Here is a 24,394-nt window from a genome sequence, read left to right as displayed (position 1 = left end):
GAAGCGTCCACGGCCACGCTGGCCGGTGCGGCCTCGCGGGCGGGCTTGCSGGCACAGGCGGTCAACGCCAGGGCGAGCACGACGAAGGGGAGGTTGCGTATGACGTTCATGTCAGCTCGCGGCAGAGGGGGCATTGAAATCCAGGGACGGCGCCAACCGGTAGGCTGCGCTGAGTTCGGTGAAGCCGGCGGGAGCGCCGTTGAAACGCGGTTGGATGCCCATGCTGCGCAGGCGCGCGGCCAGTTCGGCCAGCAGCGCCAGGCCGGCGCTGTCCAACCGCGGCACCGCAGTCAGGTCCAGCACCTGCGCATCGGCGGTGGCCTGCAGCGACGGCCACAAGGCCGTCACCGCGGCACGATCGAGCACGCCGCTGAACACCAGCGACGTGCCCTGCACGCTGACGCTGGCCGGGTTACTTGCCACTCGGGGCGGCCTGCATGCTGCCGTTGCGCAGCTCGGTGGCCACCTGCTGGATCGACTTCTGGCGCAGCGGGGCGTCGAACTGGGTCTTGAAGGTCTGCACGTAGGAGATGCCTTCGATCATCACATCGAAGATCTTCCACTGGCCGCCGACGTTGCGCATCAGATAGTCGACCGGAGTCGCTTCGCTGCCGGCGCGCACCAGTTCGGTGGACACCTTGACGCCGCGGTTGCCCGGCAGCGGCGATTCGGACTTCAGGCGGAAGCTGGGCTTGCCCTGGATATCCAGCAGTGCCGAGCCGTAGCGCTGCATCAGGTTGTCGGCCATGGCATCGGCGAACAGCTTCACATCGGCGTCGGAGGCGCCACGGCCGTGCACGCCCAGCACCAGGCGGGCGGCGTAGTCGCGGTCGAAGGTCTTGGTCAGCTCACCGTTGATGAAGCCGCGCAGCGCGGTCGGGTTGCTGCGGAACTCGGTGCGGCGCTGCTGCAGGGTGGACAGGATGCGCGTACTGGCATCGAGCACGACGGTGCTGGCCTGGCCCTGCTGGGCGCTGGCAGCGGCCGGTGCGGCCTGGGCGAAGCTGAGCGAGGGAGCACCGGCCAGCAGGGCCGAGGCGAGCAGGACCGGGATCAGTTTGGTTTTCATTTGTGCGCTTCCGTAGCCGGCGCTTCCGCACCGGGAGCATCCTGGGGAGCGGCGCCGCCGGTATTGGCCGGGCCACTGAACATGTATTTGCCGACCAACTGCAGCAGATCCACCGCCGGCTGGGTGAACACGATCTCGTCGCCGGACTTGAGCACGTCCGGATCACCGCCCGGCTGCAGTCCGATATAGCTCTCGCCGAGCAAACCGCTGGTGAATATGCCCGCCGAGGTGTCGGCCGGCAGGTCTTTGAACTTGCCGTCCAGCTTCAGGGTGACGATGGAATCGAACTTGGTCGGGTCCAGCTCGATGCCGGCGACCTGGCCCACCACCACGCCGCCGATCTTCACCGGCGCCTGTTTGCGCAGCTGCCCGATCTGGGTGAAGCGCGCCTTGAGTTCGTAGCCGTCGCCACCCAGGCCCCACCGTTGGTTGGTGGAGGCCATGGCCAGYACCAGCAGCGAGGCCAGCGCCAGCAGCAGGAAAGCGCCGACGGAAAATTCGAGTCTGGGACCGCGGATGGCCATGGGGTTATCTCACTGTTCTTTTGTCAGGTTCCCCGACGGGTGCCGGGGCGGGGTTGCGTTGCATGCCGTTCCGGGAATTACCGGAACATCATGGCCGACAGCACGAAGTTGAACATCAGCACCAGCAGCGAGGCGTTCACCACCGCGCGGGTAGTGGCCACCGAGGTGCCTTCGATGGTCGGCTCGGCGTGGAAGCCGACGTACGACGCCACCAGTGCCGCGGTACCGCCGAAGATGGCCGACTTCAGCATCGCCACGCCGAAATCGTCCCAGAAGTCCACGCTGTTGCTCAGCGCCGACCAGAACACGCCATTGTCCAGGCCCAGCACGTGCACGGCCTCGAAGTAGCTGGCGCTGATCGCCATCGAGCAGAAGATGCCGGTCAGCAGCGGCACGGTCAGCACCGCTGCCCAGAAGCGCGGCGCCACCACCTTGGCGACCGGATCGATGGCCATCAGTTCCAGCGCCTTGATCTGGTCGGTGGCGCGCATCAGGCCCAGTTCGGCGGCGATCGAGCTGCCGGCGCGGCCGATGAACAGCAGCGCGGTCAGCACCGGCGCCAGTTCGCGGTACAGCGACAGGCCGAGCAGTGTGGACAGCGCGTCGGCGGCGCCGAAGGTGGTCAGCGTGCGGTAGCCCTGCAGGGTCAGCACCAGCCCGACGAAAGCACCGCCGACGGCGATGATCGGCAGCGAGCGCGCGCCGACCTTGTAGATCTCGCGGGTCAGTTCGGCCAGGAAGTCGGCGGTCGGCAGCGAGCCGCGCAGCACCGTCAGCGAGAACAGGCCGGCGCGGCCCAGCGAGCGGGTGGCGTCAACGAACGGCATCAGGCAACCCTCGCGCGCGGCGCGGCATCGAACGGAATCGGACCATCGGGCTGGCCATGCAGGAACTGCCGCAACAGCGGGTCCTGGCTGGACTCCAGCGCGGCCGGGCTGCCCTGGAACACCACGCCACCATTGGCAATGGCGATCACCTGGTCGCAGATCGGCAGGGTCTCATGCACATGGTGGCTGACGATGATGCTGGTCAGCCCCAGGCTGTGGTTGAGACGCTGGATCAGGCTCATGATCACCCCCGAGGCGATCGGGTCCAGCCCGGTCAGCGGCTCGTCGTAGATCATCAGCGGCGGGTCCAGCGCCAGCGCACGGGCCAGCGCCACGCGCCGGGCCATGCCGCCGGACAGCTCGCGCGGCCAGGCATCGGCGGCGGCCAGCAGGCCCACCGCGTGCAGCTTCATCTGCACCAGCCGGTTCAGTACGGCCGCGGGCAGACGGGTATGGGTGCGCAGCGGCAGGGCGACGTTTTCGGCCACGGTGAGGTCGGTGAGCAGGCCATTGCCCTGCAGCAGCACGCCCACGCTCTTGCGCATCTCCAGCAGCGCGCCGGTGCCGGTGGGGATGGGCTTGCCGAACAGGGTGATCTCGCCGGCCACCGGGCGCAGTTCGCCGGTCAGCGCCGCCAACAAGGTCGACTTGCCGCTGCCCGACGGCCCCAGCACGGCGGTGATGCTGCCGCGCGGCACCTGCAGCGACACGTCGCGCAGGATGCTGCGACCGCCGCGATCGATACGCACGTTGGACAACTGCACCAGAGGTTCTGCGGAAGCCGTCATGGAAGCCATTAACAAAATTCCAACGTTGTAAGATCGTGGTGAACGGCTGAACATAACCGAACTGGACCGTGCAGTATTGTCGCACGACCGTTACCGGTCGGCCTGAGACCGCGCTCGCAACACACCGTACCGGGCGACGACAGCCAGGTCGTAGGGCCAGACCGTCGCCGGCCACCCTCGTGATCGTGCGACGGCTGCGGCACACTGGCGCGATGACTGATGCTGCGTCCGACTTCCGCCTGTACCACTCCAATTCACTCGACGTCCTGGCCGCCTTGCTGGCCACCGCGGTGCGTACGCCGGTGCCGGGGCAGTCGATCCTGGTCCCGGAGGTGGTGCTGATTCCGCAGGTCGCGATGCGGCGCTGGCTGCAGTCCACCCTGGCGGTCGAGTATGGCATTGCCGCCAATCTGGAATTCCTCACCCCCGGTGAGTTCGTCGCGCGCGCGCTCAACGCCAACGTCCCGGGCGAGCACGATGACCTCAGCGCTGCCGCTTTGCGCTGGAAGCTGTATGCCGCGCTGCGTGATCCGGACCTGCTGGGGCAGGCGCCGATGCGCGCGCTGCAGGCCTACCTGTCGGCCGCCGATCCGCTCAAGCCCTGGGCGCTGGCCGGCGAGCTGGCCGCGGTGTTCGAGAAGTACCAGGCCTGGCGCCGCGACTGGCTGCTGCGTTGGGAAGCCGGTGCCGACGCGCAGGATCCACAGGCGATCCTGTGGCGGCACATCGCCAGCGGCCACCAGTACCGCGCCCGTCGCATCGATGCTTACCTGTCGCGCTTCGAAGGGGCAGGGCAGGCACTGCCACAGGGCCTGCCGGCACGGGTGTTCGCCTTCGCCACGCTCAACATTTCGCCCGACGTGCTGCGGGTGATGGCCACCCAGGCGCGGGTCGGCACGATGCACTTCTACCTGCCCACCCCGACCCAGGCGTATTGGGGCGACCTGCAGACTCTGGGCGAGAAACTGCGCAGCGGCGCGCCCGATCCGTTCGGCGACGCGGCCGGCGAGAACCGCCTGCTGCAGGCCTGGGGCGCGGCCGGGCGCGACTTCATGGCGGTGCTGGGCAGCTACGAGGTAGTGCATCCGTCCGGTGAGATCGCCGCCTATGACGATCCCGAAGACGATGCGCGTGCGGACATGGACGCGGGTGGACTGTCCGACAGCCTGCTGCATCGGCTGCAACGCGATCTGTTCCACCGCCGTGGACAGCCCTCCGGTGAGCGCCGCGATGGCCTGCGCCGCGACGATCCCAGCCTGCAGGTGCATGCCTGCCATACCCGACTGCGCGAACTGCAGGTGCTGCACGACCAGTTGCGCGGGCTGCTGCAGGACCCGCGCTTCGAGCCGCCGTTGCAGGCCCGTGAGATCGCGGTGCTGGCCCCGGACATCGACCCCTACGTGCCGTACCTGGAAGCGGTGTTCGGCGGTCGCAGCGGGGGGGACGACCACATTCCGTACGCACTGGCCGATACCAGCCCCTTGGCCGGCGAGCCGCTGGCCGATGTCTTCGTGCACCTGCTCGGCCTGCCGGTGTCACGGTTCGGTTTGAACGAAGTGCTGGACCTGCTCGCCAGCGCGCCGCTGGCCGAGGCGGCCGGGCTGGATGCGGCCGACTTCGATCGCCTGCACGACTGGCTGCAGGCCGCCGGCGCGCGCTGGGGGCTGGATGCCCACCACCGCAGCCAGCACCAGGCCCCGCGCGATGATGCCTTCACCTGGCAGTTCGCGCTGGATCGCCTGCTGCTGGGCCATGCCAGCGGCAGCGACGGCGATATCGCCGGCGTGGCGCCGTGGCCGGAGCTGGAAGGCAGCGCGCTGGAGGCGCTGGACCGCCTGCTTGGGCTGTTGCGCGTGCTGGCCCGGTACCAGAAGGCGCTGGGCGACGCCTTGCCGCCGGCACAGTGGCGCCAACGCCTGCTGGCGCTGCTGGACGCGCTGCTGCCCGAGCCGCCGCAGGCGGCCAACAGCCAGCGCGCGCTGGAGCGCCTGCGCAAGCTGATCAACGAATTCGCCCGCGATGCCGAGCAGGCCGGTTTCCACGGCACGGTGGCACCGGAAGTGCTGCGTGCGCACTTCGCCGGGGTGCTGGCCGAGGCCGACACCCGCGCMCCGCTGCTGACCGGTGGGATCAGCTTTGGCCGCATGGTGCCGATGCGCCTGCTGCCGTTCCGGGTGATCTGTGTGCTGGGGCTCAACGACGGCGATTTCCCGCGCCGCGACCCGGCTGCCGGGCTCAACCAGCTCACCGCCGAACTGGGCACCGCCAGGCGCCGGCATGGCGATCGTTCGTTGCGCGAGGACGACCGCTTCCTGTTCCTGCAGCTGTTCGCCTCGGCGCAGGACGTGTTCTACCTGAGCTATCTCGGTGCCGACCCGCGCGATGGCAGCGTGCGCGAACCCTCGGTGCTGGTCAGCGAACTGATCGACGCCGCCGCCGACTACCACCTGGCACCGGCCAGCGCGGCGAGGGAGCTGACCGTGCGCCACTCGCTGCAGCCCTTCGCCCCGGCCGCGTTTGGCGGCGGCGATGAGCCGCGGCGTTTCAGTTATCGCCAGCAGTGGCACCCGGCCGCCGGTTCGCTTGGCGGACAGCGGCGCGCGCTGGCGCCGTGGTTCGACCAGCCATTGCCGATCCCGGACACGTTGCCCGGCGAGGCCGAACTCAGCCTGGACGCGCTGCGCCGCTTCCTCACCGACCCGGCCAGCCAGTTCCTGTCGCAGCGGCTGGGCCTGCGCCTGCCCGAGGACCTCGGCGATGCCGATGACGTGGAACCGCTGGTCATGGCCGCGCGCGGCAGCGATACGTTGCTGCTGCGGCAGGCGGTGATCGAGGCCACCCTGGACGGGGACGATGCGCCGCTTTATCCGCGGCTGCGCGCCCGCGCGCTGCTGCCCTCCGGTGCGCTGGGGCAGCGCCAGTTCGAGGCGCTGCAGGCCCAGACCCGCCCCTACGCGCAGGCGCTGGCCCAATGGCAGGCCGGCACCGACGCCGACAGCCGCCGGTACGAGGTTGAGATCGACGGCGTGCGCCTGCACGGCCGCATCGACGGCGTGCATCCGCACGGCCTGGTGCGGCTGCGCCCGGGCCCACTCAACGGGCGTGCGGCGATCCGCCAGGGATTGGACTGGCTGCTGGCCAATGCCGCCGGCGACGCGCTGGCGCTGGTGCAGTTCCACGATGCGGATKATGACGGGCTGGGCCCGCACGTGCTGCCACCGTTGCCGCCCGAGCAGGCCCGGCAGGTGCTGCGGCGCCTGCTGCACCTGCGCAGCGAAGGGCTGCGCGCGCCGCTGCCATACGCGCCGTCCACCGCGTGGGCGATCTACACCGCCGCCGAGGCCAAGCGCGAAACCGAGGGCCGGGCAAGGTGGTACGGCAGCGACCGGACGTGGGGTGAATCCAGCGGCGCCGGCTACCCGCTGGCCCTGCGCGGACGCGATCCCTTCGCCACGCCAGACAGCTACCGGCAACTGCTGCACAACAGCTTCGTGGTCTTCACCGCGGTGCGCGAGGGCCGGGTATTCCCCGGCTTCGATGACCAGGGCGCGACAACATGAGTGACCACGACCTTCTCGACGATCCCTACCTGACGCTGCCGCTGGACGGCGTGCGCCTGATCGAGGCCAGTGCCGGCACCGGCAAGACCTTCACCCTGGCCACGCTGTTCACCCGGCTGGTGGTGGAGAAGGGCTGGCGCATCGGCCAGATCCTGGCGGTGACCTTTACCGATGCGGCCACCCAGGAACTGCGCAAGCGCATCCGCGAGCGGCTGGCGCTGGCCGCGCAGCTGGTCGAGCGCGCGCCGACCGATGCGGACACCCCCGAGGTGCTGCTGACCCGGATGATCCTGCAGCGCCAGCTGGCCTTGGGCGAAGAAACGCCGGCGGCGCTCGCGCGCCGGCTGCAGACCGCCGCCGATGAAATCGACCTGGCCTCGATCTTCACCATCCATGGCTTCTGCACCCGCGTGCTGCGCGAACACGCCCTGGAGAGTGGCCATACCTTCGATCCACCGACCCTGTTGCCCAGCGAACGCGCGCTGCACGACGAACTGGCCGCCGACCTGTGGCGCGTGCATGCCAACGATGCAGCCACCGTGGATGCGTTGACGCGGCTGTGGTCCACGCCCGAGGCGCTGGCCGGTGACCTGACCACGCTGATCAAGCCGCTGCCGCTGTTACCGCCGGTGCCCATCGGGTTGGACCACGATCCGCGTCCGGCGCACGCGCTGGCCGCGCGCCAGTTCGCCGCCGACTACCGCCAGCACGGGGAAGCCTTCCTGGGCGACGTCTGTGCGGCAGTCGAGAACAAAGTGCTCAACGGCAACAGCTACAAACTGGCCTGGCTGGAACCATTGGCCGTGCAGCTGCACCGCTGGGCGGCCGATGACACGCCGGGCGCAACCTTGGATGCCGACCCCGAGCGGCTGCGCCGGCTGACCGTCGAAGAACTCACCGCGCGCACCAACAAGGCCCACGCGGGCAGGACGCCGCAGTCGCCGCTGCAGCACGCCCTTGCCGTGTACCTGGCCGCGGCCGATGCGCTGGCGCTGTGGCAGCGCGGCCAGGCGACCGCCTTCCTGCACGCGCTGCGCGACCAGGCCCGCGCGCGCTTGGCCGAGCTCAAGCGGATCGGCCGGGTGCAGACCTATGACGACCTGATCGATGGCGTCGCCGATGCGCTGGAAGGCCCGCACCGCGATGTGCTGGTGCAGCAGCTGCGCGCGCAGTACACGATCGCGTTGGTGGATGAGTTCCAGGACACCGACGACCGCCAGTGGGGCATCTTCCAGCGCGTGTTTGGCGATTCGGCAGAAACCCGCGCTGCCGGTCTGGCGCCGGCGCTGTTCCTGATCGGCGATCCCAAGCAGGCGATCTACGGCTTCCGCGGCGGCGACATCCACACCTATCTCAAGGCCAAGCGCCAGGCCGATGCCGCGCCGCCGCTGGACCGCAATTTCCGCTCGCGCCCGGCAGTGCTGCACGCCATCGAGGCGCTGTACACCCATGCCGGCGACGGCGCCTTCCTCGAAGCGGACATCGGCTTCGAGCCGGTGCATGCGGGCAGCACGCGGGTGGATGCCGATTTCCTGCGCGACGGGGTTCCTGCGCCGGGCCTGACCGTGCGCGTGCTGCACAACAGCGATGGCGGCACTCTCAAGGCCGATCCGTCGCGGCAGCAGGCCAGCGATGCCTGCGTGGCCGCGATCCACCAGCTGCTCAGCGATGCCCGCCAGGGCCGCGCGCTACTGCGTGGTCAGCCGGTGCAGCCCGGCGACATCGCCGTGCTGGTGCGCTCGCACCGCGACGCCACGCGCATCCAGCACGCGCTCAGCGCGGTCGGCATTCCGGCGGTGGCCGCCGGCAAGCAGAGCCTGTACGCCACGCCCGAGGCGCAGGACCTGCGCCTGCTGTTGCTGGCGCTGCTGCAGCCGGCAGACGAAGGGCGCCTGCGCGCGGCATTGTCCACCGTGTTGCTGGGCGAAGACGCCGCCGCGATCGATGCGATGGAGCGCGAGGGCGACGCGCAGCGCAGCGTGCAGATCCGCCTGCTGCTGTGGCGCGAACGCTGGCAGCGCGGCGGACCGTTCGCGGTGATCGCCGACCTGTGCGCCGAACACGCCGAACGTCTGCTCGGCCTGCTCGATGGCGAGCGTCGGCTGACCAATTACCTGCAGCTGGGCGAACTGTTGCAGCAGGCCGCCGCGCAGACGCTGGGCATGCATGGCCTGCTGGATTGGCTGCAGGTACAGATGGCCCACGCCGACCAGAACGACGAACAGCAGCTGTTGCGGCTGGAATCGGACGCGCGCCGGGTGCAGATCATCACCCTGCACAAGAGCAAGGGGCTGGAGTATCCGCTGGTGTTCCTGCCGTTCGTCGGCATCGGGGGCAGCGCACCCAATACCGATACGAACTGCACGGTGTATGCCAACGGCCGCCGCGAGCTGCACTGGAAACTGGACAAGGACGAGGCGTGGAGCGCGGCCAGCACGCGCAGCGCGCAGGAGCAGGAGGCCGAAGATGCGCGCCTGCTGTACGTCGGGCTGACCCGCGCCGAACACGCGTTGTGGATCGCCGCTGGCGATCTGGCGGGGCTGGCCAAGACCCGTTTGGCGCCGATGCTCTCGGACATGGCTGCACTACGTGCGCATCCGGACATCGCCGTGGTCGACGGGCCGCTCGAACCGCGCCCGCCGCAGCTGGCGTTCGAACGCGACGGCGAACTACCGCCGGTGCGCGCGCTGACCCGGCGCATCCCGCACGACTGGTGGGTGTACAGCTTCACCCAGCTTGCCCACGCCGATGCCGGCCACGACACCGACGCGGCCGCCACTGAAATTCCCGCACCGGCCGCTGATGAACCGGTCGGCGTGGACCTCACCCTGGACGCCGAGCAACCGGCGTTGCCCAGCGAGGAGGTCATCGACCCGCGCTTCATGGGCAGCCGCTTCGGCAACGTGCTGCACGATGCGCTGGAAAACACCGACTTCGCGCGCTGGGCGCACTGGCAGCCGGGACAGCCCGCGCCGGACGATGAAGCGCAGGTGCTGCGCGCCTGTCTGGGTGAAGAAGGCTATGCCGATGAAGACCTCGACGATGGTGTGGCGGTGCTGACCGCACTGGTCGGCCAGACCCTGACCGTACCGCTGCCCGAAGGGGGCGCATTGCACGATCTGCCGGCCGATGCGCGCCGCGCCGAAATCGAGTTCCACTTCGCCATGCAGCCCACGGCGGTGCCGGCACTGCTAGAGCTGCTGCACGCGCACGGCCTGGTTCGCGAGCGTCGCGGCTTCGGCGTGCGACGGCGGCTGGAGGGGCTGATGACCGGCAAGATCGATCTCACCTACGTACGCGATGCGCGCTGGTACGTGCTCGATTACAAATCCAACCGCCTGCCCGGCTACGACGCCGCGCGGTTGCAGAGCGCGATGCAACACAGCGAGTACGACCTGCAGGCGCTGATCTACACCGTGGCGCTGCACCGCTGGCTGCGCTTCCGGCTGGGCGCGCAGTACGACTACGCCCGCGACATGGGCGGCATCCGCTACCTGTTCTGCCGTGGCCTGGATGCCGCGCGCGCGGACAGCCCCGGCGTGTACGCACACCGCTTCGACCCGGCGCTGGTCGATGCGATGGATGCGCTGTTCGCCGGTGGCGAACAGGCCCAGGCCCGCATGGCCGCACGCGCACGGGGTGAGGCATGAGCCTGCTCACCGCCCTGCAACGCGGCAACGCGCTGCGCACCCTCGACCACGCGCTGGCGCAGAGCCTGCGCCGGTTGCAGCCGGACACCCCCGATGCGGTGCTGGCGGCCGCGGCGCTGGCCTCGCTGGCGGTGTCGCAGGGGCATGCCGGGCTGGATCCGCGGCACCCGCAGCGCCTGGTCGACACCGACGTCGACTGGCCCGACGCCGAAGCCTGGCTTGCGCAGCTGCGCGCTTCGCCGTGGGTGGACGTGCCGGCCTCGGACGCTGCCGAGGCCACCGCCGACCGGCCGCTGGTGCTGGAAAACGGGCTGCTCTACCTGCGCCGCTACCGTGAGTACGAACGTCGCCTGGCCGCCGGCCTGCAACGCATCGCGACCCATCCGCTGGCCCAGCCCGATCCCGGCGCGCTGGCGGTGTTGTTCGGGCAGTTGTTCCCGCAGGCGCACGACGGTACCGACCACCAGGCCCGTGCCGCCGGCGTGGCGCTGCGCCATCCGCTGGTGCTGGTCACCGGCGGGCCCGGTACCGGCAAGACCACCACCATCGCGCGCCTGCTGGTGCTGCTCGCCGCGCAGGCGGCGCAGGCCGACCAGCCGCTGCCGCGGGTGGCGCTGGCCGCGCCCACCGGTCGCGCCGCCGAACGCATGGCCGAAAGCCTGCGCGTGGCCGTGCAGCGACTGCGCCTGGTCGGTATCGCCCCGGCACTGTGCGATGCCATGCCCACCACCGGCACTACCCTGCATCGCCTGCTTGGGACCATTCCTGATTCACCGCGCTTCCGTCACCACGGCGACAACCCGCTGCCGTTCGATGTGGTGGTGGTGGATGAGGCGTCGATGATCGACCTGCCGCTGATGACCAAGCTGGTCGAGGCGGTCGCCTCCGGTACCCGGCTGGTGCTGCTCGGCGATCCGGACCAGCTGCCGTCGGTGGAAGCCGGCGACGTCCTCAGCGCGATCCTGCGCGCCAGCGGCGATGGCCTGGGCACCCGCGCCGACGATGCCGACGCATTGCGCGCGCTGTTGTCACCGGCCACCCTGCAGCCGCTGGCCGCCGGCAGGCGCTTCGGGGGCCGACGCGTGCAGCTGCAACGCGGCTATCGGCAGACCGATGCACTGGACCTGGTGCCGCTGGCGCATGCCGTGCGCGACGGCGACAGTGACGCCGCGCTGGCGCTGCTACGCAGTGACCGGCTGGCTGGCGTGCACTTCCATGAAGACCAGACCGATCCGCTGCAGCACCGCGATCACCTGCTGGCGCACTGGCGCGGGTTGGGCGAGGCCGCCGATCCGGCGCAGGCACTGGCCAACGCCGGTCGTATCCGCCTGCTCACGGCCGTACGCGAAGGCGCGCAGGGCGCACGTGGACTCAACGCCCGCATCGAAGCCCTGTTGGCCGGGGTACCGCGTCCGGGCATGGCGCCGGGTTATTTCCATGGACGTCTGCTGTTGATCACTGAAAACAGCTATCGCCATCGCCTGTTCAACGGCGACATCGGCATCTGCCTGCGGGATCGACAGGGCGCAGTGACCGCCTGGTTCCCCGGCGACACGCCCGACCAGCCACGCGGCTTCCATCCGGGCGCATTGCCGGCGCATGAAAGTGCGTTCGCCATGACCGTGCACAAGGCGCAGGGCTCGGAGTTCGACGAGGTCTGGCTGCAGTTGCCGCGTCGCGACAACCGGGTGCTGTCACGTGAGCTGGTCTACACCGGCATGACCCGCGCGCGGCAGTCGCTGCATGTGCTGGGCAGCGCGGAGGTCATCCAGGCCGCGCTCAAGCGGCATGCCAGCCGCATCTCCGGGCTGGCCGCGCGCCTGCATGGCCCGCCAGACGCGCCAGACGCATCAGAACCGCCGGTGGGCGACACAGCGGTCGCCGCACCGGCGCAGGGGCAGTTGTTCTAGCCCCGCTCCCGGCTTATTCCGGAATTACCACGGTGCCATCGGGGAACACGATGGCGCCGTCACCGCTGACATCGAAGAAGCCCAGCTGGTGGGTGTTGGCCAGCACCTGCACCAGGCCATGCGCGTTCTCGGCCACTTCATCATCGAAGGACGCGTAGATGACGTGCTGGCCGACGCTGTAGTCGGTCACTTCCGGGCGGTCATCCTCGTCATCGGCCAGGGGGCCGTCCATCGGCGGGAAGTGCTCGGCGAGCGCGGCGAAGAACGCCTGCAGCGCCGGCACCGACACCTTCGGATCGTCGTAGTCGTGCGTCTCGTTCCACTCGGTCTGCGCGTCGTACCACTGCAGGAAGGCGTCCGCCTCACGCGGGGCGACGGCGGGGTCGAACACCATCAGGTCGTAACTCATCGGGAATCACCTTGATCCATGCGCAAATGCATGCGTCAGGATAGCCCTGATCGGCGCGGACCGGCCGGCCCGTGCGGGGCCGGTTCAGCGCGGCGCCGGCAGGCCAGGCGCCGCGGCGGCCGTAACGGCAGGTGCATCGGCCACCGGTGCGTCCGGGAACAACGCATAGCGCAGCCCCAGCACGCCCATCAGCGCCTCATCGCGCGCCTTGCCCGCGTCCACGGTCTGAACTCGCTTCAGCGAGGCCTCCAGCTTGGCCTGCAGGCCGGCCGGTGCCGGCAGCGGCGCCCGCCGTGCCACCTGCGCGCGATAGTGCGCGCCCACATCGTCCAGGATCGATTCGATCGCCTGCATGCTGGCCGGCGGCAAGCCATGGCGGGCGCGGCGCAGCTGCAGGATGTTCAGGCCGATGCGCGCTTCGGTAAGCATGTCCACCGAGGCGATGTCGCTGCCTTCCGGGGTCGCCGCCAGGCGCGGGGCCAGCAGGCCGAGCAGGTCCAGCATGCGCGCGGCGAACTGCTGGCGATCCTGCTGGCCACGGCCTTCGGCGGCCTCGGCCAGCGTGGTCCAGCCCTGCCGCACCAGCCGGCGTGCGGTCCATTCGGCACCGACCGAGCGGAACAGCCGGGTCATCACCACCGCAAACCCGATCCCGATGAACATCGCCACCGAGGAATTGATGAAGCTCTGGATGTTGGCGTTGTAGGTGTTCTGCACGTTGAGCAGCGCCACCAGGTTGACCGTCAACGGCAGCCCGATCAGCGCGGTCTGCGGCTTGTGCAGCAGCAGGCCCAGCGGCAGGAACACCACCGCCAGCACCAGCGCCAGGCTGCCGAAGTCATGCACCGCCGGGAACACGCCGAACAGGTACACCCCGGCCACCAGGCTGGCCACGATCGCCCACAGCAGGAAGGACAGCATGCTCGGTGCCGGATCGTCCTGCGCGGCGAAGAACGCAGCAGCCACCGCGGCCATCATCGCGCCGTTGCCACCGCCTTCCCAGCCCAGCCCGATCCACAGCGCGCAGTAGGTCATCAACGCCACGCCGGCGCTGGCCGCCGAGAACAGCGCCATGCCGTAATCCACATGCCGTGCATCACTGCTGCGCGTGGCGCGGATCCGGTAGTGGGCGGTATCGCGCGGCGCGCTGCCCTGTTCGATGGCGTCCTGCAGGGTGCCGCAGTCCTGCCACAGGTCCACCAGCTCCTCCAGCCGCAGCAGCAGGGTCACCAGCAGCAGGTGGTCCAGCTCGCCGTCCACCGCCGGCTTGAGCGCCAGGATGCGGGCGCGCAGCGCGGCGTATTCGCTGGCGCTGGAGCGGCCGGGCTGCTCCAGCCACTGTGCGATGTCGGTCACCAGCGGCTCCAGGCCCGGCGGCAGCGCACGGCCCCCGGCGCGCAGCGCGCCCAGGCGGTCTGCGATGGAAGACAGCACCGGCAGCATCAACAGCATGCGTTCGCGCAGCCGCTCCATCGACACCGCCGCGCCGGCATGGCGGGGATCGTCGCGACGCAGGAACTCGATCAGCGCCTCGAACTGCACCAGGTCGGCGGCCAGCCGGTTGCGCGGGCCATGCGCCTGGCCACGCAGCAGGATCTGCCGCGACCACTGCGCCGCATCGCCCATCCAGTTGCTGACCCGCGAGCGCAGCATCGGCCGCACCGAGGTGGGGAAGAACAGCGAGGCGAACAGCACCGCCACCACCGTGCCCAGGATGATCTCTTCGCTGCGCGCCACCACCGTGTCGAAGATGGTGTCCGGCGAGGTCACCGCCGGGAAGCCGATGAAGGCGGTGGTGTAGCCGGCCAGCAGGAACGCGTAGCCGCGCGGACCACGGTTGAGCAGGGCGATGAACAGGCAGCCGGACAACCACAGCGACATCGCCGCGCTCAGCAGCAGCGGCATTTCCACCAGGTGCGGCAGCATCCACAGCGTTGCCGCACCGGCGATCAGGGTGCCGACGATGCGGTACACGCCCTTGGCGCGGGTGGGGCCGAGCATCGGCTGGGTCACGATGTAGACCGTGGCCATCGCCCAGTACGGGCGCGACAGGTTGCCGGCCAACCCGATGTACAGCGCGGCCAGCGCGGCCAGGAAGGTCTTCACCGAAAACAGCCACGCCTGACGGTCCAGCAGCACCATCGCGTTTACCTCGTCGCCTTGCCGGCGGCCACGGCGTCGGCGTTCCAGCCGCCACCCAGCGCCAGGAACAGCTGGATCTGATCACGCGATACCTGCGCCTGCGCGGCGGCCAGGGTGGCATCGGCCGAGACCAGCGTGCGGTCGGCATCCAGGCTGGCCAGGTAGGGGGTGCGGCCGCCCTGGTACAGGCGCCGGTTCTGGCTGGCGGCCAGTTCGGCCTGCTGCTGGGCGGTCTGCAGCGATTGCAGGCGTTGCAGGTCGTGCGCATAGCGGCTGAGCGCGGTCTGGGTTTCGCGCAGCGCCTGCAGCACGCTGTGGTCGAACTCGGCCAGCGCCGCGTCCGCGCCCGCCTCGGTGGCGTGGATGCGCGCATGCGTGCCCGAGGACGGCAGCGTCCAGGAGATCAGCGGGCCGATCGACCACTGCTGGGTCAACGGCTGGCCGAAATCTTCCAGCAGGCCAGCCGCACCGACCGAGGCGCCCAGGCGGATGTCCGGGTACAGCTCGGCGGTGGCCACGCCGATCCGCGCGGTGGCCGCTGCCAGCCGGCGTTCGGCCTGGCGCACGTCCGGGCGACGTTGCAGCAGTGCGCGGCCATCGCCCACCGGTAGCGGCTGGGCCAGGGTCGGCGCCTGGCTGCAGTCGCCCACGCCGTCGGGCAGCTGTCCCGGGGTGCGACCGAGCAGGGCCGCCAACTGGTATTCGGAGGCTTGGCGCTGGGCGCGCAGCGGTGGCAGCGCCGCTTCCAGCATCGCTACCTGGGCGTTGGCGCGGGCCAGCTCGGGCGGGGTGCCGCGGCCGGCGTTGATCAGCCGCTGGGTGACCTCGCGGCTGCGCTGCTGCAGCTGCAGCGAATGCTCGGCCACGTGCAGCTCATGGTTGGCATGGCAGATCTCCACGTAGCTGCCGGCGACCTGCGCCACCAGCGACACGCGGGCCAGGTCGAGGGCGGCGGCCACGCTCTGCTCGTCGGCATGCGCGGCCTCGGAAKCGCGCTTGAGCTTGCCGAACAGGTCGAACTGGTAGGACACGGCGAACTTGCCGTCGGCCAGGTTGATCGGCGGCAGTTCGTGTTCCAGCAGGAACGATTCAGCCGACAGCTGCGCACGGCTCACCCCGGCCTCGGCCTCGTACTCGAAACCACCGGCATCCAGCGCCTGCTCGTAGACGGCGGCAGCGCGGCGCAGGTTTGCATCGGCCACCTTGAGTTCCACGTTGTCGCGCAGTGCCTGCTGTACCAGGGCATTGAGGGTGTCGTCCTGGTACAGCTCCCACCAGCGCGCGGGCAGCTCGGCACCGGCGGCTACCTGTGGGTTGCCGGTGTCGATGAAGGCGGCATTGGCCTCCGGCCGCTGGAAGGCCGATCCTGCGGGCACGGTGTAATCCGGGCCCACGGTCTTGCACGCGGCCAGGGTGGTCAACGCCAGCCCCAACGCGATGCGGTGCAGGGCAGGGCGGCTCACAACGCCGCCTGTGCCGGTCGTGCCGGCGTGGCCTGGACCGTGTCCGGCACGATGGTGACCGTGGCGGTGCGCCCGGCGATCAGGTTGACCCCGGCCGGCACATGGTCGATATGGATGCGCACCGGGATGCGCTGGGCCAGCCGCACCCAGTCGAAGGCCGGGGTCACGTTCGGCAGCAGGCTGCTGCCTTCGCTGCGGTAGCGGTCCTCGATGCCGGCGGCGATGCTCTGCACATGGCCCTGCAGCGGCTGCGCCTCGCCCATCAGGCGGATATCCACCTTCTGCCCGGCGTGCACGCCGCGCAGGCGGGTTTCCTCGAAATAGCCATCAACGCGGAACGAACCGGTATCCAGCACCGCCATTACCGGCCGCCCTGCGGTGACGTAATCGCCGGCACGCACGGTGCGGTCGTTGACGTGCCCGGCGCTGGGGCTGCGCACCTCGGTACGCGCCAGATTGAGCCTGGCCAGGTCCACGGCCGCCTGCGCGGTGGCCATCGAGGCCTGCGCGGCGAGCAGCTTGGCGCGGCGTACCTCGGCATCCTCGGCGGCGACCAGGTCGGACAGGCTGCGGTCGCGCGCGATCTCGCGGCGCAGCTGGTCCAGCGTGGCGCGACGTTCGCCGAGGGCGGCCTGGGCCTGTTCCAGCGCGATCTGGTAGCGGGCGCGGTCGACCACGAACAGCACGTCGCCGCGCGCCACCGGCTGGTTGTCGGTCACCTTCACCGCCTCCACCAGCCCGGACACGTCCGGTGCCACCTGCACCACGTCGGCGCTGACGTGCGCATCGCGCGTCCACGGTTCGTCCATGTAGTACGACCACAGATGGCGCAGCACCAGCACCGCGGCGATCACCGCCACGACGGTCAGCACGACCGGGAAAGCACGCTTGAGGATCTTGTTCACGATTGCATCCAACGCATCAGGGAAAACAACCCGCCAAGCACGATCACGTACACGGCCAGGTTGAACAGGGCGGGGTGCCAGATGTGGCGGTAGGCGCCGGTGCGCTGCAGGACCACGCGCAGCCCGCTCTTGAGCAGGTACGCCAGCAGCATCAGCCCGAGCAGGGTCGGGACGAACACACCATAGAGACTGAATTCACCGTACATCGAGGCAAAGGGTTCACTGGGGGAGCGGAAAGGGGGGCGCCCGGCGTCGTGACACGGCACCGGGCGGTAAAACGGGGAAACGGCTTACGTCACGCGTTCGGCGGCATCGGCCAGCAACTGCCACAGCTTCAGCACGGTGCGCAGTTCATCCAGCGACAGCTCGCCGAACACGCCCTGGCGCAGCCCGATCAACTCCGTTTCCAGCTGGCTCACCAGGGCTTCGCCCTTGTCGGTCAGCCACAGCAGGTTGGCGCGGCGGTCGCTGGCATCGCATTCGCGGCGGACCAGGTCGCTGGCCGAGAGCTTGTCCAGCAGCCGCACCAGCGACGGACCTTCCATGCCCAGCTGCTGGRCCAGCGTCACCTGGCGGATACCCCCGCCGGCACGCCCGATCATCAGCAGCGGCATGGTGCATGCCGCTGAAATGCCGTAGCTGCCCAAGGCCTGGTCGGCCAGGCGCTGCCATTGCCGCCCTGCATAAAGCAGGCCGGAGCTGAGCTGCATCTGCAGCTGGGTGCGTTCGTCGAGGGTTCGTTTCATGGCAGATCGATAGGATACTACTAATTTCCATCCTATCAATACCCTGGCCCAACCGCAGCCCAACGCCGGCCCGCCGCCGCAGGCCCGGACACCGTGGCGGGGGACGTCCGAGGGGTCTGTCGGGTACGATGCTCGCCCCCCTTCGGGTGCTGTATGTAATGAGCAAACAAGACAACGACGCCACCCCGGTCACCCAGGCCGATGCCGAATCGGCCGTGCGCACCCTGCTGCGCTGGGCCGGTGAAGACCCCACCCGCGAAGGCCTGCTGGATACCCCGCGGCGCGTGGCCGAGGCCTACGGCGACTGGTTCAGCGGCTACCGCGACGATCCGCGCGCCTACATGGAGCGCACCTTCGAGGAAGTGGCCGGCTACGACGAACTGATCGTGCTGCGCGACATCGAGTACGAAAGCCACTGCGAACACCACATGGCGCCGATCATCGGCCGCGTGCACGTCGGCTACCTGCCGGCCGGCAAGGTCGTGGGCATCAGCAAGCTGGCCCGCGTGGTCGAGGCGTATGCACGCCGCTTCCAGGTGCAGGAAAAGATGACCGCGCAGATCGCTCAGTGCATCCAGGACGTGCTGCAGCCGGTCGGCGTGGGCGTGGTGGTGGAAGGTGCGCACGAGTGCATGACCACCCGCGGCATCCACAAGCGTGGCGTCAGCATGGTCACCTCCAAGATGCTGGGCAGCTTCCGCGAGGATGCGCGCACCCGCGCCGAGTTCCTGCGCTTCATCGAAGTGGGCGGCAAGCGCTGAACCTGCCGCGCGCCCGGCAGCGCTCCGCCGGGCCTTTCCCCTTCCCGCTGCGCGGCGTCCGGCCGCGCGGTGTTTTTCCGGATGTCCTGGCTGCATGAAGCACCACGAACGCATCACCCGTTACCGCACCCTGCGCGAGCAACCCCAGTGGAAGCTGCTGGCGGCCGCCAACGCCCCGGAAATCATCGGCCTGCTGCAGGGCCTGTTGATGGATGGCGAGCGGACGCTGCCGGCCGCGGCCCTGCATGAACGCCTGCAGCGCGCGCTGGACCAGCTCAACGGCGAGGAACTCTCGCGTGAGTTGCCGCGTACCGCCCAGGCCTACATCGCCCACTGGCTGGCGCAGGGCTGGCTGGAGCGGCGCCTGCCCGAGGGGGCCGACCAGGAGCAGTACGAGCTGTCCACCCAGGCCCTGCAGGCGATCCGCTTCGCCGACAGCCTGGAGCAGACCCGCGTGGCGGCCACCGAAAGCCGGCTGGCGCTGGTGATCGAACAGCTCTCGCAACTGGCCGCGCAGACCGAGTCCAACCCGGATGCGCGCCTGTCGGCGCTGCGCGACGAACGCGACCGCATCGACGCGGAGATCGCGCGGGTCGGCCAGGGCCGCGTGGTGGCGCTGGATGGCAAGCGCGCGCTGGAACGCGCGCGGCAGATCATCGGCCTGGCCGATGACCTCACCGAAGACTTCCGCCGTGTCCGCGACGATTTCGAGCGCCTCAACCGCGAGTTCCGCGAACGCATCATCGACGATGAAAGCGAACGCGGCGAGGTGCTCTCCCGGTTGTTTGAGGGCGTGGACGTGATCGGTGACAGCGACGCCGGGCGCAGCTTCCAGGCCTTCTGGCGGCTGCTCAACGATGCCGAGCAGAGCGCCCAGCTCGACGCCGCGCTGGAAGCGGTGCTGGCACGCGGCTTCGCCCGCAAGCTCGACCGCGACGAGCGCGCCTTCCTGCGCGGCTTCACCGGCACCATGCTCGACCGCGGTGGCCAGGTCCACGACGTGCTGCAGCACTTCGCGCGCAGCCTGCGCGGGTTCGTGCAGAGCCGTGGCTACCTGGAACAGCGCCGGCTCAACCAGCTGCTCAAACAGGCCCAGTCCGAAGCGCTGGCACTGCGCGATGATTTTTCCGCCCAGCGCCCGATCGGCCGCGACCTCCAGCTCACCACCAGCCGCCTGCGCTCGTGGTCGCAATGGAAGCTGCACGATCCGCGCAGCGCACAGGTGGATGGCAGCGTGCAGCGCAACGATGCGGCCAGCATCAGCCTGGAAAGCGTCGGCGACCTGGTCGCGTCCTCGGAAATCGACTTCCGCACCCTGCGCCGGGACCTGCACGAACTGCTCGGCGTGCAACCGAAATTGAGCATCGCCCAGGCCCTGTCGCAGCGCGAAGCGCCGCAGGGACTGGGCAGCGTGATCGGCTACCTGTCGCTGGGCACCCGCCACGGCGTGGTGGTCGACGGCGAACAGGAAACCGCCCATTGGCGTGGCGGCGATGGGCAGTGGCGACGCGCCCGCATCCCGCTGGTTTGGTTCACCCAGGAGAAACGCCATGAACTGGCATGAAGATTCCCACGATGCCGCCCCGATCGACGGGCCGGCAGACGACCAGGACGCAGAGCCGGTCGTGATCACGCCGCCGCCGCGTCGCAACAACGACGTGTTCTACATGGGCGATACCGGGCGCCTGCCGCTGGATGGGCGCCGCGCGCTGTGCCAGCTGTTGATCGGCCCCAGCATCGACCAGCTGCGCCACGCCAAGCTGTGGCCGGCATTGATCCGCAGCGAAGCGGCCATCCGCTCGGCGCTGGCGGACCTGTTCCTGGAGCTGGTGCTCGACCGCGACAGCGGCGTGGCCTTCACCCGCCAGGCCGATACCGAAGACATCGACGCGCCGGTGCTGCTGCGCACCTCGCCGCTGACCTTCATCGACTCGGTGCTGCTGCTGTACCTGCGCCAGCAACTGGCCGAGGCCGATGCACGCGGCAACCGCGCCGTGGTGGCCGACACCGAGATGGCCGAAGCACTGGCCATCTACGAGAAAAACCTCTCCACCGACCGCGCGGGCTTCAATCGCCGTGTCGCCGCGGCCGTGCAGAAGATGAAAGAGAACCACATCCTGACCCGCCTGGCCGGCCAGGACGACCGACACGAAGTGTCGCCGGCGCTGAAGCTGCTGTTCTCCGCCGAAGATGTCTCCGCGCTGTCGTCGGTGTACCGCCAGCTGCGCGAAACCCCTGCTGCAAAAGCCTGAACGGACCGACCGACAACGCATGGCCATCTCCAAGCACACCCCCGCCCTGTTCACCGAAGGGCTGCCGGACCCGCGGCTGCAGCAGTTCCGCATGCGCCGCCTGCAGGTGCACAACTGGGGCACGTTCAACGGCCTGACCGAGGTGCCGATCGCCGAGCGGGGGTTCCTGTTCGTGGGCCGCTCCGGCTCGGGCAAGTCGACCCTGCTCGACGCCATGTCGGCGATGCTGGTGCCGCCCTCGATCGTCGACTTCAACGCCGCCGCGCGTGAGGCCGAACGCAGTGGCCGCGACCGCAACCTGGTCTCCTACGTGCGTGGCGCGTGGGCCGACCAGCAGGACCGTGGCACCGGCGAAATCGCCACCCAGTACCTGCGCAAGGGCGCTACCTGGACCGCGCTGGTGCTGGAATACCGGGCCGGCGACGGTCGCGTGGTCAGCCTGGTGCGCCTGTTCTGGATCGCCGGCAATGGCGCGGCCGCTGCCGACGTGCGCAAGCATTACCTGATCGCCGAGCGTCCCTTCGATATCGCCAAGGACCTCGGCGGTTTCGACCTGGACCTGCGCAAGCTCAAGCAGCGCCTGGGCGATGTCCACCACTTCGACAGCTTCGTCGGCTACGCCGAGCGCTTCCGCCACCTGCTGGGCATCGACAATGAAATGGCGCTGCGCCTGCTGCACAAGACGCAGTCGGCCAAGAACCTGGGCGACCTGAACGTCTTCCTGCGCGACTTCATGCTCGATACGCCAAAGACCTTCGATGCCGCCGAACGCCTGGTCAGCGACTTCGCCGAGCTGGACGGCGCGCACAAGTCGGTGGTCACCGCGCGGCGCCAGGTCGAAACCCTGTTGCCCGCGCGTGCGCTGCACGCCGAGCTGAAGGCGATGAACCTGCAGCGCGCGGACGAGGAAACCCTGAAGCTCGGGCTGGACAGCTTCCGCGAATCACGCCTGCAACTGCTGCTGGACAAGCGGCTGCAGGAAATCGACGTGCGCCACCGCGGTCTGCTCGGCGAGGAGACCCAGCGTCGCCAGACGCTGGCCAACCATGAAGAGCACGTGGCCGAGCTGGAACTGCAGCGACGCCAGCAGGGCGGCGAGCGCATCGAGGAGCTGGAACGCGAACAAGGGCGTGCCCAGGCCGAGCGCGACCGACGCCAGGCAAAGCGCGATCAGGCCAGCCAGGCCGCGGCCAAACTGCAGGACGCATTGCCCGATGACGCGCACGGGTTCGCGCAGCTGATCAGCCGCGCGCAGGGCGAGCTGGACAACCGCCAGCAGGCGGCTGCCGCGCTGGACGATGCCATCACCGAGCGGTTGTCCGGCAAACAGGACGACACGCGCCGCTTCGGCGATGTCCGCGCGGAACTGGAGGCGATGGAGCGCAACCCGTCGAGCATTCCCGCGCCGCTGCAGAAGCTGCGCAGCCGCCTGGCCGAGGAAACCGGTGTTCCCGAAGCAGCACTGCCGTTCGTGGGCGAGCTGATCCAGGTCCGCCAGGAAGAGGGCGCCTGGCAGGGCGCGATCGAGCGCGTGCTGTTCGGGTTCGCGCAGTCGCTGCTGGTGGAAGACAAGCACTACAACGAAGTCAACGCGTGGGTGAACCGCACCCACATCGGCATGCGGCTCACCTACTACCGCGTGCGTCGCAATGACGATGCCATTGCCCGTGAGCCCTCCAAGCGTTCGTTGCTGCACAAACTGGAATTCCGCGACAGCGTGTTCGAGCCGTGGCTGCGCCGCGAGCTCGGCAAGCGCTACGACTACGAGTGCGTCGAGGCAAAGCAGCTGCGCGATGTCGAACGCGGCATCTCGCGCGAAGGCCAGGTCAAGCACCCGGGCGATCGCTTCGAGAAAGACGACCGCAACGCGATCGGTGATCGTCGCCGCTGGCTGCTCGGCTTCAGCAACAGCGACAAGCTGGCGCTGTTCCGCAAGGAAGCCCAGGAGCTGGCGCAACGCATCGCCGAATGCGACGAAGATGTCGCACGGCTGCGCAGCCAGCGCGATCGCGACAACGAGCGGCGCCTGGCCTGCAACCAGCTGGTCAATTTCAGCTGGGAGGAAGTGGATGTCGCCACGGCCGTCCAGCGCCTGCAGGACATCGAATCGTCGCTGCACGAGCTGAAGGAAGGCAACGCCGACCTGGCCCGCCTGGCGCAGCAGATCGACCAGGCGCGCGCGGATATCGCGCAGGCCCGCCGGACCTACGAAGACACCCGCGTCGAGCTCGCGCACCACGCACGCGAACGCGACAAGCTCGATGCCCAGCGCCAGCGCAGCCGCGCCCTGGTACTACCTGCCCTCGGTGCCACCCAGGAAGCCGGGCTGCAGTCGCGCCTTGAGCGCCTGGGCGGCCTCAGCCTGGAAACGCTGGAAGCGCACATGCGCGAGATCAGCAAGGGCATCAACGAAAGCCTCGCCGCCTCGCAGCAGGACGTGCACCGCGTCGAGACGCAGCTGGTGGCCTGCTTCCGGCGCTTCGCGCAGGCGTGGCCGGAAGAGTCCGGCGATTTCACCGCGTCCGTCGCCTCGGCCGAGGACTACCTTGCCCGCCTGCAGCGGCTGGAACGCGATGGCCTGCCGCAGCACGAAGAACGCTTCTTCGACCTGCTGCAAAACCAGAGCAAGAACAACCTGCTGGCCCTGCAACGGCACAGCGCCGAGGCACGCAAGTCGATCGGCCAGCGCCTGGACGAGGTCAACGCCTCGCTGGAGCAGGTGCCGTTCAACCGCGGCACCCTGTTGACCATCGAGCTCAGCGACCGGCGCCTGCCGGAGGTGCTGGAGTTCCACCAGCAGTTGCGCGACGTGCTGTCGCACCATCAGACCGAAGAGCGCGAGGTGGCCGAGGCGCAGTTTGCCGTGCTGCGCGAGCTGGTCAAACGCCTTGGCTCACAGGAAGGCGAGGACCGCCGTTGGCGCGAAAACGTGCTCGACGTGCGCCTGCATGTGGAGTTCATCGGCGTCGAGCTCGACGCCGCTACCCGCCAGCAGGTGGAGATCTACCGCAGCGGCGCCGGCAAGTCCGGTGGCCAGCGGCAGAAGCTGGCCACCACCTGCCTGGCTGCAGCGCTGCGCTACCAGCTCGGCGGCGCCGAAAGCCAGCTGCCCAGCTACGCCGCCGTCGTGCTCGACGAAGCGTTCGACAAGGCCGACAACGAGTTCACCGCCCTGGCGATGAACATCTTCGAGAACTTCGGCTTCCAGATGGTTGTGGCCACGCCGCTGAAGTCGGTGATGACGCTCGAACCGTTCATCGGTGGTGCCTGCTTCGTCGAAATCAGCGGCCGCCACGACTCCGGCGTGCTGCTGATCGAGTACGACGAAGAGGCCAAGCGGCTCAAGCTGCCGGAGCGCAGCCGCCAGCAGGACGCCGAACCGGTCGCC

General features: G+C 69.4%; 18 protein-coding genes. 7 read left to right on the top strand and 11 right to left on the bottom strand.

Annotated elements, in window-relative coordinates; genetic code table 11:
• Positions 1–111: 111 nt before the first annotated feature.
• From ACXJKH_RS02130 to ACXJKH_RS02110, 5 genes are all read right to left on the bottom strand, one after another.
• Positions 112–423, bottom strand: coding sequence for an STAS domain-containing protein (locus ACXJKH_RS02130; RefSeq protein WP_457318118.1), 312 nt, complete (start codon positions 421–423; stop codon positions 112–114).
• Positions 413–1,069 (bottom strand): MlaC/ttg2D family ABC transporter substrate-binding protein, encoded by a 657-nt coding sequence (locus tag ACXJKH_RS02125; protein ID WP_457318117.1) that lies wholly within the window; start codon positions 1,067–1,069, stop codon positions 413–415. Before ACXJKH_RS02125 ends, ACXJKH_RS02130 begins: the two co-directional genes overlap by 11 nt.
• Positions 1,066–1,593, bottom strand: coding sequence for an outer membrane lipid asymmetry maintenance protein MlaD (gene mlaD / locus ACXJKH_RS02120; protein WP_457318116.1), 528 nt, complete (start codon positions 1,591–1,593; stop codon positions 1,066–1,068). The genes ACXJKH_RS02125 and mlaD overlap by 4 nt, the downstream gene beginning before the upstream one ends.
• Before the next feature lie 77 nt (positions 1,594–1,670).
• Positions 1,671–2,420, bottom strand: a complete 750-nt coding sequence (locus ACXJKH_RS02115) for an MlaE family lipid ABC transporter permease subunit (protein ID WP_256776120.1) — start codon at positions 2,418–2,420, stop codon at positions 1,671–1,673.
• Positions 2,420–3,208: an ABC transporter ATP-binding protein gene (locus ACXJKH_RS02110; RefSeq protein ID WP_457318115.1), complete on the bottom strand. Its 789-nt coding sequence runs from the start codon at positions 3,206–3,208 to the stop codon at positions 2,420–2,422. Before ACXJKH_RS02110 ends, ACXJKH_RS02115 begins: the two co-directional genes overlap by 1 nt.
• A gap of 212 nt (positions 3,209–3,420) precedes the next feature.
• Here ACXJKH_RS02110 and recC point away from each other — a divergent pair, with 212 nt between their 5' ends.
• From recC to recD, 3 genes are read left to right on the top strand one after another with little or no spacing between them, the layout of a single operon-like run.
• Positions 3,421–6,768, top strand: coding sequence for an exodeoxyribonuclease V subunit gamma (gene recC / locus ACXJKH_RS02105; protein ID WP_457318114.1), 3,348 nt, complete (start codon positions 3,421–3,423; stop codon positions 6,766–6,768).
• Entirely contained in the window at positions 6,765–10,418 is a 3,654-nt protein-coding gene (recB, locus tag ACXJKH_RS02100) for an exodeoxyribonuclease V subunit beta (RefSeq protein ID WP_457318113.1), read from the top strand. The genes recC and recB overlap by 4 nt, the downstream gene beginning before the upstream one ends.
• Complete coding sequence (gene recD, locus ACXJKH_RS02095) at positions 10,415–12,328, top strand: exodeoxyribonuclease V subunit alpha (RefSeq protein ID WP_457318112.1); 1,914 nt, start codon at positions 10,415–10,417, stop codon at positions 12,326–12,328. The genes recB and recD overlap by 4 nt, the downstream gene beginning before the upstream one ends.
• 13 nt (positions 12,329–12,341) lie before the next feature.
• Here recD and ACXJKH_RS02090 read toward each other — a convergent pair whose 3' ends face one another.
• From ACXJKH_RS02090 to ACXJKH_RS02065, 6 genes are all read right to left on the bottom strand, one after another.
• Entirely contained in the window at positions 12,342–12,737 is a 396-nt protein-coding gene (locus ACXJKH_RS02090; protein ID WP_457318111.1) for a hypothetical protein, read from the bottom strand.
• Positions 12,738–12,821: 84 nt separating this feature from the next.
• Positions 12,822–14,879, bottom strand: coding sequence for an FUSC family protein (locus ACXJKH_RS02085; RefSeq protein ID WP_457318110.1), 2,058 nt, complete (start codon positions 14,877–14,879; stop codon positions 12,822–12,824).
• Positions 14,880–14,884: 5 nt separating this feature from the next.
• Positions 14,885–16,342 carry an efflux transporter outer membrane subunit gene (locus tag ACXJKH_RS02080; protein ID WP_457318109.1) on the bottom strand — a complete coding sequence of 486 codons (1,458 nt, stop codon included), beginning with the start codon at positions 16,340–16,342 and terminating at the stop codon, positions 14,885–14,887.
• Complete coding sequence (locus tag ACXJKH_RS02075) at positions 16,339–17,247, bottom strand: efflux RND transporter periplasmic adaptor subunit (protein ID WP_256776128.1); 909 nt, start codon at positions 17,245–17,247, stop codon at positions 16,339–16,341. The genes ACXJKH_RS02080 and ACXJKH_RS02075 overlap by 4 nt, the downstream gene beginning before the upstream one ends.
• A complete protein-coding gene (locus ACXJKH_RS02070) occupies positions 17,244–17,453 on the bottom strand; it encodes a DUF1656 domain-containing protein (protein ID WP_019183984.1) in 210 nt (69 codons plus the stop codon). Before ACXJKH_RS02070 ends, ACXJKH_RS02075 begins: the two co-directional genes overlap by 4 nt.
• A gap of 84 nt (positions 17,454–17,537) precedes the next feature.
• Entirely contained in the window at positions 17,538–17,993 is a 456-nt protein-coding gene (locus tag ACXJKH_RS02065; protein WP_457318108.1) for a MarR family winged helix-turn-helix transcriptional regulator, read from the bottom strand.
• A 158-nt stretch (positions 17,994–18,151) separates the two neighbouring features.
• On the opposite strand from ACXJKH_RS02065, the gene folE reads away from it, so the two are divergent.
• From folE to ACXJKH_RS02045, 4 genes are all read left to right on the top strand, one after another.
• Positions 18,152–18,754, top strand: coding sequence for a GTP cyclohydrolase I FolE (gene folE, locus ACXJKH_RS02060; protein ID WP_256776130.1), 603 nt, complete (start codon positions 18,152–18,154; stop codon positions 18,752–18,754).
• 94 nt (positions 18,755–18,848) lie between these two features.
• Positions 18,849–20,318 carry a DUF3375 domain-containing protein gene (locus ACXJKH_RS02055; RefSeq protein WP_457318107.1) on the top strand — a complete coding sequence of 490 codons (1,470 nt, stop codon included), beginning with the start codon at positions 18,849–18,851 and terminating at the stop codon, positions 20,316–20,318.
• Positions 20,305–21,006 carry a DUF4194 domain-containing protein gene (locus ACXJKH_RS02050; protein ID WP_457318106.1) on the top strand — a complete coding sequence of 234 codons (702 nt, stop codon included), beginning with the start codon at positions 20,305–20,307 and terminating at the stop codon, positions 21,004–21,006. The genes ACXJKH_RS02055 and ACXJKH_RS02050 overlap by 14 nt, the downstream gene beginning before the upstream one ends.
• A gap of 19 nt (positions 21,007–21,025) precedes the next feature.
• Positions 21,026–24,394 (top strand): ATP-binding protein (locus ACXJKH_RS02045; RefSeq protein WP_457318105.1); only part of this gene is annotated, 3,369 nt, incomplete at its 3' end.

This window comes from Stenotrophomonas sp. P5_B8 (assembly GCF_054049855.1).
This window is presented reverse-complemented; position numbering and strand designations above follow the sequence as displayed.